At 68.0% G+C, this 16,456-nt stretch carries 11 protein-coding genes; 9 read left to right on the top strand and 2 right to left on the bottom strand.

The genetic code is table 11. From position 1 onward, the window contains the following. The first annotated feature begins 632 nt into the window (after positions 1 to 632). Together ACQPY0_RS56400 and ACQPY0_RS56395 are read left to right on the top strand one after the other, a co-directional pair. A complete protein-coding gene (locus tag ACQPY0_RS56400; RefSeq protein WP_432981341.1) occupies positions 633 to 2,924 on the top strand; it encodes a PKD domain-containing protein in 2,292 nt (763 codons plus the stop codon). Between the two features lie 127 nt (positions 2,925 to 3,051). Beyond that, the gene (locus ACQPY0_RS56395; RefSeq protein WP_432981338.1) at positions 3,052 to 3,444 is read left to right on the top strand and encodes a winged helix-turn-helix transcriptional regulator; all 393 of its coding nucleotides are present in this window, start codon (positions 3,052 to 3,054) and stop codon (positions 3,442 to 3,444) included. Here ACQPY0_RS56395 and ACQPY0_RS56390 read toward each other — a convergent pair. Further along, on the bottom strand, positions 3,441 to 3,848 hold the full coding sequence (locus ACQPY0_RS56390; protein WP_432981335.1) for a RidA family protein: 408 nt from the start codon (positions 3,846 to 3,848) through the stop codon (positions 3,441 to 3,443). The genes ACQPY0_RS56395 and ACQPY0_RS56390 overlap by 4 nt on opposite strands. A 712-nt stretch (positions 3,849 to 4,560) precedes the next feature. Between ACQPY0_RS56390 and ACQPY0_RS56385 the strand changes: the two genes are divergently transcribed. From ACQPY0_RS56385 to ACQPY0_RS56355, 7 genes are all read left to right on the top strand, one after another. Next, positions 4,561 to 5,616, top strand: a complete 1,056-nt coding sequence (locus tag ACQPY0_RS56385) for a dipeptidase (protein WP_432981332.1) — start codon at positions 4,561 to 4,563, stop codon at positions 5,614 to 5,616. Then, positions 5,616 to 8,228, top strand: coding sequence for an aminopeptidase N (gene pepN, locus ACQPY0_RS56380; protein WP_432981329.1), 2,613 nt, complete (start codon positions 5,616 to 5,618; stop codon positions 8,226 to 8,228). The genes ACQPY0_RS56385 and pepN overlap by 1 nt, the downstream gene beginning before the upstream one ends. 469 nt (positions 8,229 to 8,697) lie before the next feature. After that, positions 8,698 to 10,245: an ABC transporter substrate-binding protein gene (locus ACQPY0_RS56375; protein ID WP_432981326.1), complete on the top strand. Its 1,548-nt coding sequence runs from the start codon at positions 8,698 to 8,700 to the stop codon at positions 10,243 to 10,245. 28 nt (positions 10,246 to 10,273) lie between these two features. After that, entirely contained in the window at positions 10,274 to 11,626 is a 1,353-nt protein-coding gene (locus ACQPY0_RS56370) for a M14 family zinc carboxypeptidase (protein ID WP_432981323.1), read from the top strand. 27 nt (positions 11,627 to 11,653) lie between these two features. Then, positions 11,654 to 12,658, top strand: coding sequence for an ABC transporter permease (locus ACQPY0_RS56365; RefSeq protein WP_432981320.1), 1,005 nt, complete (start codon positions 11,654 to 11,656; stop codon positions 12,656 to 12,658). Next, positions 12,655 to 14,565, top strand: a complete 1,911-nt coding sequence (locus ACQPY0_RS56360) for a dipeptide/oligopeptide/nickel ABC transporter permease/ATP-binding protein (RefSeq protein WP_432981317.1) — start codon at positions 12,655 to 12,657, stop codon at positions 14,563 to 14,565. The genes ACQPY0_RS56365 and ACQPY0_RS56360 overlap by 4 nt, the downstream gene beginning before the upstream one ends. After that, the gene (locus ACQPY0_RS56355; protein ID WP_432981314.1) at positions 14,562 to 15,509 is read left to right on the top strand and encodes an ABC transporter ATP-binding protein; all 948 of its coding nucleotides are present in this window, start codon (positions 14,562 to 14,564) and stop codon (positions 15,507 to 15,509) included. The genes ACQPY0_RS56360 and ACQPY0_RS56355 overlap by 4 nt, the downstream gene beginning before the upstream one ends. Positions 15,510 to 15,543: 34 nt before the next feature. Here the strand turns inward: ACQPY0_RS56355 and ACQPY0_RS56350 are convergent, their stop codons facing one another. After that, positions 15,544 to 16,395 carry a MarR family transcriptional regulator gene (locus ACQPY0_RS56350; protein WP_432981311.1) on the bottom strand — a complete coding sequence of 284 codons (852 nt, stop codon included), beginning with the start codon at positions 16,393 to 16,395 and terminating at the stop codon, positions 15,544 to 15,546. Positions 16,396 to 16,456: the final 61 nt, after the last annotated feature.

Genomic DNA, 16,456 nt, shown 5'->3' with positions numbered 1-16,456 from the left:
GCAGCCGTTGAGGCGCTGCGCCACGTCCGGGTGTTTCAGGGTGTCGGAATCCTCGACGTCGAAGTTCAACGGGTCCGCGTCAGCCAGCCGGGCCACCGCACCGCGTCGTGTGCGGCCTCATCGAACAGTGTCATCGTGGCCGTATCCACCCCGACGCCGAAGAAGTACCCTCGCTCAAGGCCACACCATCGAGCTCGGGCTGCAGAATCGCCAGTTCCTCGAGCAGTGTCGGCATCTGCGCCCGGTTGAAGATCGTGTCGCCGTATAGGCATCGACGTGCGCAAGCATGGGAACCGGTGGCGATCCTGCAGGGTGACCACGGGGTCGTACGACCCGGGCGGCAGCGGAGGCGACGCGAGGTGGACCACTTCGCGCAGGGCCGCCAACCGGTTCCTTGGTTCGTCCCGCTGCGTTGGTGCGGAGGGTAACGGCGACCCAGCCGGGGCGCGCGGGTCGCGCTACGTGCATGATTTTGGCGTTCGTGTCCGAACTGGGTGCAGCACCGCGATGACCCTGTTGTTGGCGCCGGGGCAGCGAAGCAGATCTTCGCGAGCGATAATGCGCTGGCCAACCGAAGATCAGCGATGCGCTCCGCGGCGGATGTCGCGCGACACCCCTCATAAGGAAGCACCGTGCGCCCACGTCTCCTCACCGGCCTCGCGATCACCGCGGTGGCCTCTGGCGCGGTTCTGACCGTCGGCGTACACCCGGCCGGCGCGGACGTCCCCGTCGTGCTCTACGTCAACAACACGAAGACAACGAGCATCACCTGCAGCGACACCGGCCCGGGTAGCTCCGCTCAGCCGTACTGCACGATCGCGGCGGGCGTGGCGGCGGTTCAACCCGGCCAGACGCTCAGCATCGTCGGCCAGTTCGCCGAACACGTCACGATCGCAAAGTCGGGCACGCCGACCGCGCCTATCACGATCCAGGGCGGATCCACCAAAGGTGCGGACGCTGGGCTGACCATCGACGGGCAGCACGACATCATCGTCGAGTATTTCCAGGCCCGCGATGTCGTCAACGGGCCCGCCATCGCGCTGAGCAACTCGACGGCGCTTCGGCTGACCAACGTCGGGGCGTACATGAATTCCGCGGCGACGTCGGCCGCCGTCTCGGTGGTCGCAGTCACCGACTCCGTCTTGCAGAACGTCGGGTTCGGGCCGTCGAGCGGCGGCGAGGGTGTGATGTTGGGCGCCGCGACCAGCGGGGTCACGCTCGATCATCCGAGGGGCCCCCTTGCGGCAACCGGTACCACGGCCATCGACATCGCCGGGTCCCACAACACCGTTTCCGGCCCAAGGGTGACCGGCGGGTCGGTCGCGGCGATCGCCCTGCAGCCGGGTGCCCGCGACAACACCATCGTCAACGGGGACATCGAATCCGGTGCTGCGGTGGGCATCCTGAACAACGGCGCGACGGGTACCGCGATCGCCAACAACGCGGTGAAGGACAACTGCGGGACCGGGATCCGGATCGCGGGAAGTTCCTCGGGCGTCTCCGTGCAGAACAACCTGGTGTCCGGCAACGGCGCGGCCCGCACTGGGTGCACGCCGCCGGCCGACGCCGTCAACATCGGGGTGTACGACGGTGCGGTCGGGCACACAGTGGTGGACTACAACAACGTCCACCAGGACGCCGGGCCGGCCGACTACGCGTGGTCGACACCGATGACGCCGGCCCAGTTCCGGGCGGCGTCGGGGCAGGCCGGGCACGACGCCGAGACTGTCGCGCCCACCGCGGTGGTCGACTCGGCGAACTCGGCGGCACCCGGATACCCAAGCGTCGACGGCACGGGACAGGCCCGCAGCGACAACCCGAAGATCGCCGACACCGGCACGGGGTCCGTCTCGTACACCGACCGCGGCCCCGCCGAATTTGGGCCGGGGCCACACGCCTGGCTGTTTCTCAAAGGCCCGCAGATCGGGCTCACCGTGAACGTGGGCGACCAGAGCACCCCGGGCTACGGGTACCTGCCGGCCCGCTCGATCGACTGGGGTGACGGCACCCCCGTCGACACCTCGGCGGCCCACGCGCACACGTATGCGAAGCCCGGCCCGTATACAGTGACCCTCACCGTCACCGATTCGTACGGGCTGACCGACAGCGCCTCGATGCAGGTGTGGCCGGCGCCGGATATCCGCGAGGCGGGCCTGCTCGCGGTCGCGAACAATCGGTTCGTCACCCAGCTCAACGACGTCACCACCCCGCTCATGGCGAACGGAACGGCGGCGGGGGCCCCGCAGCGGTTCCAGCTCGTCGATGCCGGCAACGGGTTCGTGGGAATCCGCACGCCCAACTCCTTCTACGTAGGCGTGGACCCGAGCCGGGGCGACGAGATTGTCAGCAACTGGCCGGAAATCAGCGATACCGGGCTGTTCCAGCTCATCACGAACGCCGACGGCAGCATCAGCCTCAAAGCCGTGGTCAACGGCAAGTACGTCACGGCCGACGCCGGCGGCGCGCAGCCGCTGACCGCCAACCGAACGGCGATCGGTCCGTGGGAGAAGTTCCACCTCGCCGACATGGGCAAGGCGGGCCAGGCGTTGCGCGCGCACGCGAACTCCCGCTACGTCACGGCGGAGAGCACCGGTGCCAATCCGCTGATCGCCAACCGTACGACCATCGGCCCATGGGAACAGTTCGATTTCATCGACGCCGGTGGTGGCTACATCGCGCTGTACTCCCGGGCCGACGGCAAGCTGGTCACCGCGGAGAATGCGGGTGCCGGCGCGCTCATCGCGAACCGCACCGCCATCGGCGACTGGGAGCAATTCCAGCTCGTCACGAACGCCGATGGCAGCATCAGCCTCAAAGCCAAAGCGAACGGCAGATACGTCACGGCCGAGGCCGGCGGCGTCCAACCACTGATCGCCAACCGCACAGCCATCGGCCAGTGGGAGGAATTCGATCTAGCATCCTGACGACCGCGCGCGATCGGCGGCACGACAGCGTACGTGATCTCGCTGCCGGCGGGGTCCGGCAGCCTTCAGGTCCGTTGCGCTTGGCTGCTCTCTTGCGGTTACTGAGGAACCGGTAGAGAGTGATCGAATGGGTACCAGGCACGAAGTGAGCGGACTGCCGCCGGCTGCCGACCTGGCGCGGGCCGACTCGCTGGCACGGGAGATCTTCTCCGACGTGGCCAACAAGTGGGCGTTTCTGATCATCGAGTTTCTCGGGCAGCGCACGATGCGCTTCGGCGAACTGCGCGACGAGGTCGGCGGCATCAGCCACAAGATGCTCACTCAGAACCTTCGGATGCTGGAGCGCAACGGCCTGGTCGAGCGGACCGTGTATCCATCTATCCCGCCCAGGGTGGAGTACACCCTTACGGAGGCCGGTGATGCCTTGCGCGGCGTCGTCGACGGCATGTGCGGCTGGACCCAGCGCTACCTGGGCCACATCGAGGCGTCGCGCCGCCGGTTCGGCGCCTCGCAGTCCTAGTCCAGGACGGCCGTCGCCTCAACCTCGACGAGGTGCTCGGGAACGTCCAACGCCGCGATCCCGAACAGCGAGGCCGGCGCCATTGGTGTGGCGCCCAGCTTGACGGACGCCCGGGCGATGCCGTCGAGCAGCTCGGGCATCCGGTCCGGGGTCCAGTCGACGACGTGCACGGTCAGCTTCACCACATCGGCAAAGGACGCCCCGACGCCGGCCAGCGCGGTGCCGACGTTGAGGTAACACTGCTCGACCTGAGCGGCCAGGTCGCCTTCGCCGATCGTCTTCCCGCCCGCGTCCCAGGCGACCTGCCCGGCGACGTGGATCAGCTTGGAACCGGTCGCCACCGAAACCTGCCGGTACACGGCGACCTCGGGGAGTCCGCTCGGGTTGATGAGGGTTACGGCCATGAGGGGTGCCTCCTTCTTCGCTCTCCTTCGGTTACTGGGAAACCGTAGGAGACCGACCGCGGGCTGGGAAGAAGGCACTTTTCCGAGACCTGAGAACCTTTCGGTAACTTGCCGGACGTTGCCGAGTTCCGGGGCGCCGCCCGGCTGGCTGTTTGGCGAGCGCGCAAGGGTCTCGGCAGATCCGCGCACCCGATCATGGCCGATCACGGCCCCGGGGTCCTCGCGGCTGTTGCTCAGTTCGTCCGGCAGCATGGGAGGCGGTGGTGATCGGATGTACGGCCACCGTCAGCTGTGGCCAGTATCGGCTGCCGCGGCCATCGCGGTGCGGAGTAAATCTTGACATAGTTTGGCCTCATAGTAAACTCCCGTAGTGACTTATTGGAGGGGTGATACGGCATACTTCGAGATGTTTGCTGCTGGCAGCCCGCACCTAACCCGGCTGTGACCTGGCATTTCACGGCGTGTACCGATCTGGACGGCAGCCGCTGCAAGGTGGTCCTGAACTGTCTGATCTGGGGGGCCACGCCAGGCCGCGCGTGACGCCGCCCGCGCTCATGGCCTCTGCGGCACGACCAATCGGCGCTGTGATGCGCGGCGGCAAGCAGGGCGAGACTGGAAACCCCAGCAAGGCTCGACGCTCCCCGGCTCGCACAACCGTGCCTGGGCAGGGCGACCTGATCATCGACACACCCACACTCGATGGAGCGCGCTCATGACTGACCTGCACCACCGTGCCGTTGTCGCGGACACGCACAACGACCTGCTCTGCGCGGTCGTTTCGCGTCCTGTCGCGCGGTGGGCACCGTTCTTTCGTGAACGATGGCTACCACAACTGCGTGCCGGCGGTGTGAACGTGCAGGTCCTGCCGGTGTTCATCGACGCCTTGTTCCGGCCTGAGAACGCGCTGCGGCAGACGCTGCGGATGATCGAGGCGGCGCATCGGCTCGCTGCCGGTAACCGTGATGCCGTAGAGCTGTGTTGTGACGGCGCCGCGGTCGACGCCGCGCTGGCCGCCGATCGCATCGCGCTGGTCCTGGCCTTGGAGGGCGCGCCCGGGGTGGGCGAGGATGTCGAGTTACTGGAGACGCTGCACCGGCTGGGCGTTCGCATCGCGTCGCTGGCGCACTTCGGCCGCACCGCGCTCGCCGATGGCAGCGGCGAGGACGGCGCCGGCAGTCGGCTCACCCGCGCCGGCGTCGCCGCCCTCGGCGAGATGGAGCGCCTCGGCATGCTCTTCGACGTCAGCCACCTCGGCGCGGCGGGTGTCGACCATGTGCTGGAACTGGCGACCCGGCCGGTGATCGCCACGCACTCCGCGGCACGTGTGCTGTTCGACCACCACCGCAACCTCACCGACGCACAGCTGGGCGGTATCGCGGCCGGTGGCGGCGTGGTATGCGTGAACTTCTACGCCCCGTACCTGCACGAGAACGAGCACACGCTCGACACTCTCATCGACCACATTGAGCATATCGCCTCCGTCGCCGGTATCGATCGTGTCGGTCTCGGTCCCGACTTCGTCAAGGAAACGATGGCCGACGTCACCCCGCCTGGTTGCGAGCGGGATCTGATCGGAGGCGTCCCTGCCGGCAGGTACGTGCCCGGCCTCGAAGGTCCCGCGGGCATGCCGCTGGTTACCGAGGCACTACAACGACGTGGCTGGACTGATGAGCACATCCTCGCGGTGCTGGGCGAGAACGTGCGCCGGTTGTTCCGTGCCGAACTCGGCCGGATGAGCACTAACACACAAGAAGGAGCCGTTCACTAATGGCCGGTGCGAACGACGTTCCGAACCTTACTCAAATCGACGCGAGCGTCCGTGGGGAGTTGCTGCGGGTCGAGTCCTACCAGATCGAGCTCGACCTGACAGACGATCGGGGCGGGCCGTCGGAGCGCCTGTTCCGTTCGACATCGACCGTTACGTTCACTGCGGCGCGGCCGGGTGAGTCGACGTTCATCGACCTCGTCGCCGATCGGCTCCGCTCGGTCACGCTCAACGGAGAGCGGGTGGACGCGTCCGGCTACGCGCCACAGGAGGGCATTACGCTCACGGGCCTCGCCGAGCGGAACGTGCTCGTCGTCGATGCCGACCTCCGCTATACAAACACCGGGGAGGGCCTGCACCGCTTCGTGGACCCGATTGACGGCGAGACCTACCTGTATTCACAGTTCGAGGCTGCCGACGCGAAGCGCATGTACGCCTGCTTCGACCAGCCGGACCTCAAGGCCGAGTTCACCGTCAGTGCGATCGTCCCTCGGCACTGGGAGGTCGTGTCGAACGGTCGCCTGGTCGCCACGGAGGACGCGGGTCCGGCGAAGCGGGTGCGTTTCGCCACGACCGCGCGGATGAGCCCGTACGTCACCGCGCTTGTCGCGGGCCCGTACCACGTCGTGCGCGACTCCCATGACGGCATCGAACTGGGCCTGTTCTGCCGCAAGACGCTTGCGAAGTACTTGGACTCCGAGGAGTGGTTCGCCGTCACGAAGCAAGGCTTCGACTGGTACAACGCGCACTTCGGCATGCGGTACCCGTTCGACAAGTACGACCAGCTCTTGGTGCCGGAGTTCAACGCCGGTGCGATGGAGAACGCCGGCTGTGTCACGTTCCGGGAGGACGACGTCCTCAGGGGCAGGGTCACCGATGCCCGCCACGAGCGCCGCAGCATGAAGATTCTGCACGAGATGGCGCACATGTGGTTCGGCGATCTCGTGACCATGAGATGGTGGGATGACCTGTGGCTGAACGAGTCGTTCGCGACATACGCGGGCATTCTGTGCCAGGCACACGCCACGCGGTGGACCGAGGCGTGGACGACGTTCGCAAACACCATCAAGACCGGGGCATATCGGCAGGACCAGCTGCCGACCACCCACCCCATCGCCACTGACGCGCCGGACATCCAGGCCGCCGAACTGAACTTCGACGGGATCACCTATGCCAAGGGTGCCAGCGTCCTCAAACAGCTGGTGGCATATGTCGGCGTGGACGCCTTCCTGGCCGGACTGCGTGAGTACTTCGTCGAGCACGCCTACGGCAACGCCACACTCATGGACCTGTTGCGCGCGTTGGAGCAGTCTTCGGGCCGTGACCTGGACAGCTGGTCCAAGCTCTGGTTGGAGACGGCTGGCATCAACACCATCAGCGCCGAGTTCACGCTCGACGGGGCCGGCCGTTACGCGACGTTTGAACTGGCGCAAACAGCCCCCAACGAGGTCGCCGCGTCGAACACGCTGCGACCCCACCGCCTGGCGGTCGGTCTGTACCACGACGACGGCACGCGGCTGGTGCGAACCGCACGGGTGGAGGTGGACGTCATGGGCGAGCGTACCCCGGTTCCGGACCTGATCGGCCTGCCGCAGCCGGATCTGCTGGTGGTCAACGACGACGACCTCACCTACTGCAAGGTCCGGCTCGACGAGCGCAGCTTGACCACGCTGCGCGACGGCCGCATGTCAAGGTTGGAGGAGTCGTTGCCTCGTGCGCTCGTGTGGTCCACCGCATGGGACATGACCCGCGACGGCGAGCTTGCGACCCGTGACTACGTCGCGCTCGTGATCGCCGGCGCCGGGCAGGAGACGAACGTCGGTGTCATGCAGTCGCTGATCGACCAGTCGCTGCGTGCGTTGGAGATCTATGCCGACCCGGACTGGGCGCCGCGGGGATACCGCGCACTCGCCGACGCTGCGATGGCCGCGGCCAGGGCGGCAGCACCCGGTTCGGACCATCAACTGGCGTGGGTACACGCCTTGCTGCGCGCCGCTCGCGACGGTGAACACCTCAGGTTCGCCCGGAGTCTGCTCGACGGCAGCGTCGTCCTGCCGGGCCTCACGGTCGACGACGAACTGCGCTGGGCCATTGTGCAGGCGCTGTCCGCGCACGCAGCGATTGACCTGCCCGCCATTGAGGCCGAGTGCGAGCGCGACCCCTCGGCCGCAGGGCAACTCCACGCGGCCACTGCCCGCGCGCTGCGGCCCAATGCGGAGGCGAAGCAGTGGGCGTGGGAGCAGGCTGTGCACAACGACGACCTGCCGAATGCGATGCATGAGGCGCTCATCGCCGGGTTCGCGCACCCGGCGCAGGGCGAACTGCTGGTGCCGTACGCGACCCGGTACTTCGCTGAGGTCCACGGCGTCTGGCTGCGGCGAACCAGCGAGCTGGCCAAGAAGGGACGAGGCGGCGTCGCGACCGGGCTGTTCCCCACGTGGACGTCCACGATCTCTGCGGACACCGTCGCGGCCGCTGATGCCTTGCTCGCCGCGGATGACCTGCCCGCGGGGCTGCGCCGGCTGGTGGCCGAGGGGCGCGACGAGGTGCGCCGGGCGCTGCACGCCCGCGAGATCGACGCCACCCAGGGGCGATTCGCCACAACGCTTGGCTGATCCCGGTCGTGCTGCCAGCCAGACGTGAAAGGCCGGGGCTCGAGCCTCGGCCGGTGCGCCGGACCGGCGGCGAACTGCACATTCGCATGGGCCGGCAGCAGAGTTGAAACCTAATCTCCACAATTGTTCGTTGACTTACTTAGACATCATAGTACTGTAACATTCCATGTCGACACCGCGGCGCCGCACCTTCGATCTGCCGACTGGGACCGGCCGGTCAGTTCACGTCGGTAGCCGGCTCCGAGGTGCCGATGTTCTGCAACGTCTTCGGCGGCCGTACCGTGGCGGCGCTTGGACTTGGCGCCACTGAATCGGAGATCACCTCGTTCTTCACGGCCCGTCGCGAGTCGCTCGTCGAACCCGAGCGTATGCACCCGACCCCGGCCTTGGCGGCAGGCTCTCGGCGAAGAGTCTTGCTGGCATAGTTGGACATCGTATTAAGAATGCGTAGATCCTCGTAGGAGGCGTTGTGAGGCGTGGTTTCGTGTTATTTGCCGGTGTGACGAGTGTCCTGGCGGCGACCGCGCTCGCGGGGTGTTCCGGAGGTGGTGGGCAGGCGTCCAGTTCGGACACGCCATTGAAGATTGATGGCGCATTCACGCTCGCGCGAGGGTCGGACGTGGGCAACCTGGATCCGCAGTCGGCCTACACATCGAACAGCAGGCAGGTGTACGCGTTCCTGTACGACACCCTCGTCAGCGTTGTCGACGGCAAGGTTCGCCCGCAGCTCGCGTCGACGTGGACCGACTCGACGACGAATGCCACCTTCACGCTCAAGGATGGCGTGACATGCTCAAACGGTGCCAAGCTCACTGCCGACGACGTCGCCGCGAACATCAACTACGTGGCGGATGTGAAGAACGGCTCGCCGTTGGCCGGGTTGGCGGTGCCGGTCGGCGCGAAGGCCACGGCGGCGGGGAACACCGTCACGGTGACGACCGCGAAGCCGACCGGGTTCCTGGTGCAGATGCTGGCGAACGTGCCGATCGTCTGTGGCAAGGGCCTCGCCGACCGCGCGATGCTCAAGCAGGGGGCCGACGGCACCGGCCCGTACACGCTTGCCGACGTCGTTCCGGGTGATCACTACACGTTCCAGCGGCGTCAGGGATATACCTGGGGTCCGGACGGCGCCACGACGGCGACCCCCGGTATGCCGGCCACGGTAACCATCAAGATCATCAGCAATGCGACGACGCTGGCCAACTCGCTGCTGTCCGGTTCGGTGAACGCCGGCGCCGTCATCGGCCCGGACGTCGCCCGGCTGAAGGGCGCGGGCTTGTTCTCCCAGAGCTATCCCGGCATCTGGGGTGAGTTCCTGTTCAACCAGGCTTCCGGACGTCCATTGGGCGACGCGGCGCTGCGCAAGGGTATGGCCCAGGCGCTGGACACCAAACAGCTCATGACCGTTTCGACGTCGGGCGAGGGCCAGCCGGCCACCACGCTCCTCGGCGACACTCCTTGCAAGGCTGACACGGTCACCGGCAACGTTCCGGCGTACGACGTGACCGCCGCGAAGCAGGCACTCGCGGGCCTGTCCGGGAAGACACTCACCTTCGTGTACTCCAGCACCACCATGGGCAAGCAGGGCGCCGCGGGCAGCGAGCTCGCCGTGTCGATGTGGAAGGCCGCCGGTGTCAACGTCGAGGTGAAGGCACTGCCGACAGCGGAACTGTTCAAGACCGTGTACCAGACCGGCGACTGGGACATCGTCTGGTTCCCGGTGGACGGTGATCTGCCGCAGCAGGTGCAGAACACGTTCAGCGGACCCGCGGCGGCGGACGGCGGCAACAACTTCGCCGGCATCAAGAACCCGACGTACGACGAGCTCTCGACGCGTGCCTACGGGCAGCTGGGAGAAGCCGGGTGCGCCGACTGGGCCCAGGCCGACAAGGCGCTGGTACAAGCCGCCGACGTCGTCCCGTTCTCGGTGCAGACGCAGGCCATTTGGGGCTCGCACGCGACGTTCGACCTGGTGTTCCACGTGGTGGCGCCGACCAGTATCCGGCTGCACCAGTAGTCGTCGTACCAACGGAAGAAGGAGCGAAATGCCAGAGATTGGCCGGCTGGTGGGCACGGTGGCGCAGCGCACCGGGTTCCCGACCGTCGATGACCTGCATGCGTTCACCCAGGACCTGGCCGCGAAATACGCCTCACTGGTGCACACCCGGGTGATCGGCACGTCCCGAGGGGGAGACGAGATCCATGCGGTCACGGTCGGCGACGGCCCGCGTCACGCGGTCATCGTCGGCAACCCGCATCCCAACGAGCCTATCGGCCTGGTCACGATCCAGCACCTGCTCACCCGGCTCTGCGAGGACGACGCGCTGCGCGCCGAACTCGGCTTCACCTGGCACTTCGTGCCGTGCGTCGATCCGGACGGCACGCGCTTGAACGAGGGCTGGTACGGCGGGCCGATCAGCCGGAGCCACTACGCCCGGAACTTCTACCGGCCCCCGGCCGACGAGCAGGTCGAGTGGACTTTCCCGGTGGAGTGGGCGGGCAGGACGTTCGGTGATCCGATTCCGGAGACGCGGGCGCTCATGGAGCTCATCGACGAGACCCGGCCCACGCTCCTGGTGTCCCTGCACAACAGCGAGTTCAACCGCGGCTTCTACTACGTCAATGGCGGTGACGAGGAGTACTGGAAGGGCCTGTCCGACCTGCTGGTCGACGCCGGTATCTCGGTGGAGCTCGGCTTGTCCGACTCGCCGGGGTCCCGGCAGTTCGCGCCCGGCGTTTACGACCTGCCCCCGTTCGGCGTGCTGTATGACGCCATCGCGCAGGCCGACCCGCAGGCCGCAGCCGGGCTCAGCGGCGGGTCCACCGGCGACTACTCGGCGCAGTACGGCGCCAGCCTGTTGATCGCCGAGCTACCGCTGTGGGCTGTGCCCGACGTTGACGACGACTCGCCCGGTTCGCGATCGCTGCGGGATCTGCTCCACGCCGCGGCCGCCGCGTACCGCACAAGCGCCGAGCTGTTCAGCGGAATCCTGAGCCGCCTCGACGGACGGCTGCCGGAGACGAACCCGTTCTACCGTGCGATCAGCAAGTCGCGAGCGGCTGCGCTCTTGGACGGGAAGGCGGCGGTCGCGGACTCCGCAGACGACCGCATCACGACCAAGTCCGAGGAGTTCACCGAGCTGTACGGCACGCCGGAGATGCTGAAGCTGCGGACGGGTGGCATGCTGCTCCGGCTGCTCGACGCGGCCGACCCGGACGGGGCCGACCCCGATATTCAACGGGAGCGGCAGGACTTCGCGAAGATCTTCGATTCCTGGTGCGCGGACGTCGAAGCCCACCGGCCGGGCCGGCCGATCCCCATCGCCACGCTGGCGGCGGTGCAGGCGGGTGCGATCCTGCTCGCTGCGACCAGGCTCCGCGACGGCCGTCCCGCATGATCGGGCCCGACGGAAAAGGAGCCTGACATGGCCATCGCGGCGGCCGCGCCGAAGCAACAGCAACGCGCCTGGGGGCAGGCGCTGCGCAATCCGTGGGTGTCGTTCGCGGTCCGCCGCGTCACGCGGTTGGTCGTCTCGCTGTGGGTGCTGGTAACGGCGACGTTCCTGATGATCCACCTGGTACCGGGCGACCCGGTGCGCGCGGCCCTCGGCATCACCGCGCCACCGGAGCTGGTCGCGGCGCGGCGCGAAGCGCTCGGCCTGAACCAGCCGCTGCTGGTCCAGTACTGGAGGTACCTGAAGGGGGTGCTGACCGGCGACCTCGGGACGTCGATGACCAGCGGCCTTCAGGTCGCCCAGCAGGTGGGCGACCGGCTCGGTTCGACGGTGCTCCTCGCCGTGCTCGCCTTCCTGGTGGTCGTCGTCGTGACCGTGCCGCTGGGCACGTTCATGGCCGCGCTGACGCGTGGCGGCCGGCGCCGGGGCAGTGAGCTCGCGTTCACCTCGGGCAGTGTGGTGCTCGCCGCGATTCCCGAATTCCTGCTCGCGGTCGGGCTTGTCGCGCTGTTCTCCGTACTGCTGCGATGGTTCCCGGTTGCCGGACGCAGTGATGCCTCGTCGTATGTCCTGCCGGTCCTGGCGCTGGCGATCGGCCCTGCCGCGGTCATGGCTCGCATCATGCGGGTCGAGATGCTCGCTGTCCTCGACAACGACTTCGTCCGCACGGCCCGCGCGAAGCGGCTACCGCCGTGGAAGGTCTACTTGCGGCACGCGTTGCCCAACGCGCTCACGGCCAGCCTCACGTTGGGCGGGCTGCTGCTGACCTCGATGGTGGCCGGGACGGTGCTGGTCGAGAACGTGTTCGCCTGGCCTGGACTGGGGGCGATGATCGTGCAGTCGATCATCGAGAAGGACTACCCCACGGTGCAGGGTGTCGTGCTCGTCTACGGCGCCGCGGTGCTGGTGGTGAACCTGATCGTCGATGTCCTGCTGGCCTTGCTCGATCCGCGTTCGACGATCCGGGAGCGATGATGCGCAGCAAATGGCTTCGGATTGCCCGCACCCCGGTCGGGGCGAGCGCGGTGGTGCTGCTGGTCGTCGTACTCGGGCTGGCGGCACTGGCGCCGATCGTCTGGGGTGGGCGGGCGGCTGCCGTCGACACCGCCGCTATCCAGCAGGGCCCGTCGGCCGCACACTGGCTCGGGACCGACGCGCTGGGCCGGGATCTGTTCTACCGGCTCCTCGTCGCCACCCGGCTGTCGGTCATCCTGGCCCTGCTGGCGACGATCATCGGCGTCGTTACGGGCACTCTGCTGGGTACCGCGCCCTCCGTGCTGCCCACGCGGATCGGGCGCCTGGTGACCGCCGCGGTCGACATCGCCGTCGCGTTCCCCGGACTGCTGCTGGCGCTGTCGTTCGCGGTGATCTTCGGAACGGGCACCACGGGCTCGGTCTTCGCGATCGGTCTGGCCTTCGCGCCGCAATTCGCGCGGCTCACGTACACCCTGTCCGCCGGTGTCGCCGGCCGGGATTTCGTCGCTGCCGCCCGGGTCGTCGGAGTCGGACGAGTGCGGATCCTGCTGCGGCACATCCTGCCCAACATCGCTGAGCCGCTGGTCGTCAACACCACCCTCGGGGCAGGCAGCGCGCTGCTGGTGTTCGCCGGGCTGTCGTTCCTCGGCATCGGCGTTCAGCCACCGCAGTACGACTGGGGGCGGCTGCTCGGCGAGAACCTGGACCGCATCTACACCGAGCCGATCGTGGCGATCGCGCCCGGGATAGCCGTCGTCATCGCCGGGCTGGCGTTCAACCTGCTCGGCGAGGCAGCCGCGTCCGTTCTCGGCATGCGGATGCCCACACCGCGACGGGGCGCACCACCGGTGGCGAGCGCGCGCGAGGACATCCCGGACGATGCGGCCGCCGAAGCAGTGCTGGCCGTGTGGAACCTCCAGGTCGCCTTCCCCGGCCGCACCGGATGGGTCACTCCGGTCCGCGGCGTGAGCTTCGCGATCGCGCCCGGCGAAGCGGTCGGGCTGGTCGGCGAGTCCGGCTCGGGAAAGTCGATGACCGCGCTCGCGGTGGCGCGGCTGTTGGCCGAGCCCGGCGTCGTCACGGCGGACCGGCTGACGTTCGCCGGCGAAGATTTGCTCGGGGCACCCGAGCGCAGGGTGCGGCGGCTGCTCGGCACGTCGCTGGCGGTCGTGTTCCAGGACCCGATGACGTCGTTCAACCCGACCCAGCGGATCGGCCGCCAGCTCGCCGAAATCGCCATCGAGCACCAGGGGCTGGGCCGTCGCGCCGCACTGGCCCGGGCCGTCGACAGGCTACGTTCGGTGCGAATCCCAGCGGCGCAACGGCGCGCGCACCAGTACCCGCATGAGCTGTCCGGCGGCATGCGCCAGCGCGCCATGATCGGTTTGGGGCTCATGGGCACACCGCGACTGGTCATCGCCGACGAGCCGACCACCGCGCTCGACGTCACCGTGCAGCGTCAGGTGCTGCGCCTGCTGGCCAGAGTCCGGGCCGACACGACCGCAGCGATCCTCCTGATCAGCCACGACATCACGGTCGTGGAGCAGACGTGCGAGCGGGTGATGGTCATGTACGCCGGACGCGTCGTCGAAACCCTGCCCACCGCGGATCTGCGGACGAAAGCCGCGCACCCGTACACCCGCGCACTGCTCGCGGCCGTGCCGGACATGGACACCGACCTGGATCGGCCACTGGCGGTGATCCCGGGCCGGCCCCCCGAGCTGGACCAACTGCCGGCCGGGTGCGCGTTCGCGGCCCGCTGCGAGCGCGCCGACGACCGCTGCCGCGCTAGCGACCCGGCCCTGATCGAGCTCGGCGGCAAGCACCGGATCGCGTGCTGGCATCCGGTTGCTCAGCACCCGGCCGGGCCGGATCTGGCCACTGATGCGGCTGAGGAGCGGGTGTGAGCGAACTGCGGTTCGACGACGTGCGCGTCCGCTACGGCAGCCATCGTCGTGGATTGACGGCGGTCGACGGCGCCAGCCTCGTCGTGCCGTCCGGCCGGATCGTCGGGCTGGTCGGGGAGTCAGGGTCGGGCAAGTCCACCCTGGCCCGCGCCGCGGTGGGGCTGGCCCCGATCAGCTCCGGGCAGATCACGCTCGACGGCACCGACGTCCGGCGGCTACCCCGGCGGGACCGGCCTCTGCAGATGATCTTTCAGGATCCGTACTCGTCCCTGGACCCGCGGCTGACGATCGGCGAGTCGATCGGCGAGGCGATGCCGGCTGGGACGGACCGGCGTGCCGAGGCGGCGCGGCTACTGGAGCTGGTTCATGTCGATCCGAGCCGCGCGGCCATGCTGCCACGGGAGCTGTCCGGCGGGCAGCGGCAGCGCGTCGCCATGGCCCGGGCGCTCGCCGGGAAGCCGAAAGTGGTGATCGCGGACGAGATCACTTCCGCGCTCGATGTCTCGGTGCAAGGCGCGGTGCTCAACCTGGTGCGCGATCTGCAACAGCAGTTCCACCTGTCGATCCTGTTCATCTCGCACAACCTCGCCGTTATCCGCTACCTCTGTGACATCGTCGCCGTGATGTACCTCGGCCGGATCGTCGAAGTCGGCCCGACGCTGGAGGTGCTCGCGGATCCCCGGCATCCCTACACGAGGGAGCTGCTGGAGGCCGCGCCGTCAAAGACCCGGACGCTGCTGGCCGGTGACCTCGATGCCGCGGGCGAGATCGACGTACCCGACCCGCATGACCCGCCGAGCGGCTGCCGTTACCACACCCGCTGCGCGATCGGTCCGGTCCAGCGGCAGGACCGGGATGTCTGCCGTACGACCGACCCGGCCGCAGGCGTCCTCAGCCACCGCTGGGCGGCCTGCCATTTCGCGGATGAGCTCACGACGCGGTAGGACGTGCCGCGTTGCCGACCCGAAGCGCGGACGGTCAGGCGGCGGGCTGGGGGAGTGGCAGAGTCGCGGTCCGGTTCTCGTCGCCTTGCCGGATGAACTGTATTTCGATGGTGTGTTCGGTGGCTTGTTGGATGGTGGTGTCGAGGTGTTGGTTGAGGATGGCGACGGATCGTGCGGGGGTGCCGTCGACGGCGATGAGTAGGTCGCCGGGGGTGAGTCCGGCTTGGTGGGCTGGGCTGTCCGGATCGACTGCGGCGATGATCATTCCGGGTTGGTCGGGGAGGCCGACGGTGCGGCGGAGTTGGATGGAGCGGTGGAGTGATTCGAGCCAGATGCCGAGGGTGGGGACGGCGCCGGTGTGTTGGTTGTGGCCGAGGTCGGTGTCGTAGCCTTCGAAGGTGAGGAGGAGGCGTTGGAGGGTTTGGGCGAGTTGGTCGCGTTCGGTGTTGTCGAGTCCGGTGAGGAGGAGTCGTTCGGTTTCGAGGTAGGTGGGTGCGGCTTCGTCGATGAGTTGGAGGCCGCGGTCGGTGAGGCTGATGATGACGGCGCGGCCGTCGTCTGGGTCGGCTGATCGGGTGACGAGGCCGTCGCGTTCGAGTCGGGCGATGCGGGTGGTGAGGGTGGCTTGGGTGCGCAGGCATTGGGTGGCGAGTTCGCTGGCGGTCATGTGGTATGGGGGGCCGATGCGGCGGAGTGCGGAGAGTGTGTCGAATGCTGAGTGGTTGAGGCCGAAGCGGGCGAGTGGTGCTTCGAGGAGTGGTTCGAGCAGGCTCATGAGGCGGCGCATGCGTGCCATGGCGTGAGCTGGGGCGAGGTCGAGGTCTGGGCGGCGTTGGTGCCATGCGTGGAGGGCCTGGCCGGTGTGGTCGAGTGGCAGCTGTGACACGGTGCCACTGTATCGCAACAAAATTACGTCGCAAAGCATTGATGATGTAGTTCGACCTCGT

Source organism: Dactylosporangium sp. CA-233914 (assembly GCF_050942935.1).
Classification (GTDB): Bacteria; Actinomycetota; Actinomycetes; order Mycobacteriales; family Micromonosporaceae; genus Dactylosporangium.
This window is presented reverse-complemented; position numbering and strand designations above follow the sequence as displayed.

Bases quoted from the DNA above. Each gene is read 5' to 3' on its own strand.
- ACQPY0_RS56395 (WP_432981338.1), top strand. From the start codon at position 3,052: ATGGGTACCAGGCACGAAGTGAGCGGACTGCCGCCGGCTGCCGACCTG.
- ACQPY0_RS56360 (WP_432981317.1), top strand. From the start codon at position 12,655: ATGATGCGCAGCAAATGGCTTCGGATTGCCCGCACCCCGGTCGGGGCG.
- ACQPY0_RS56385 (WP_432981332.1), top strand. From the start codon at position 4,561: ATGACTGACCTGCACCACCGTGCCGTTGTCGCGGACACGCACAACGAC.
- ACQPY0_RS56390 (WP_432981335.1), bottom strand. From the start codon at position 3,848: ATGGCCGTAACCCTCATCAACCCGAGCGGACTCCCCGAGGTCGCCGTG.
- pepN (WP_432981329.1), top strand. From the start codon at position 5,616: ATGGCCGGTGCGAACGACGTTCCGAACCTTACTCAAATCGACGCGAGC.
- ACQPY0_RS56370 (WP_432981323.1), top strand. From the start codon at position 10,274: ATGCCAGAGATTGGCCGGCTGGTGGGCACGGTGGCGCAGCGCACCGGG.
- ACQPY0_RS56365 (WP_432981320.1), top strand. From the start codon at position 11,654: ATGGCCATCGCGGCGGCCGCGCCGAAGCAACAGCAACGCGCCTGGGGG.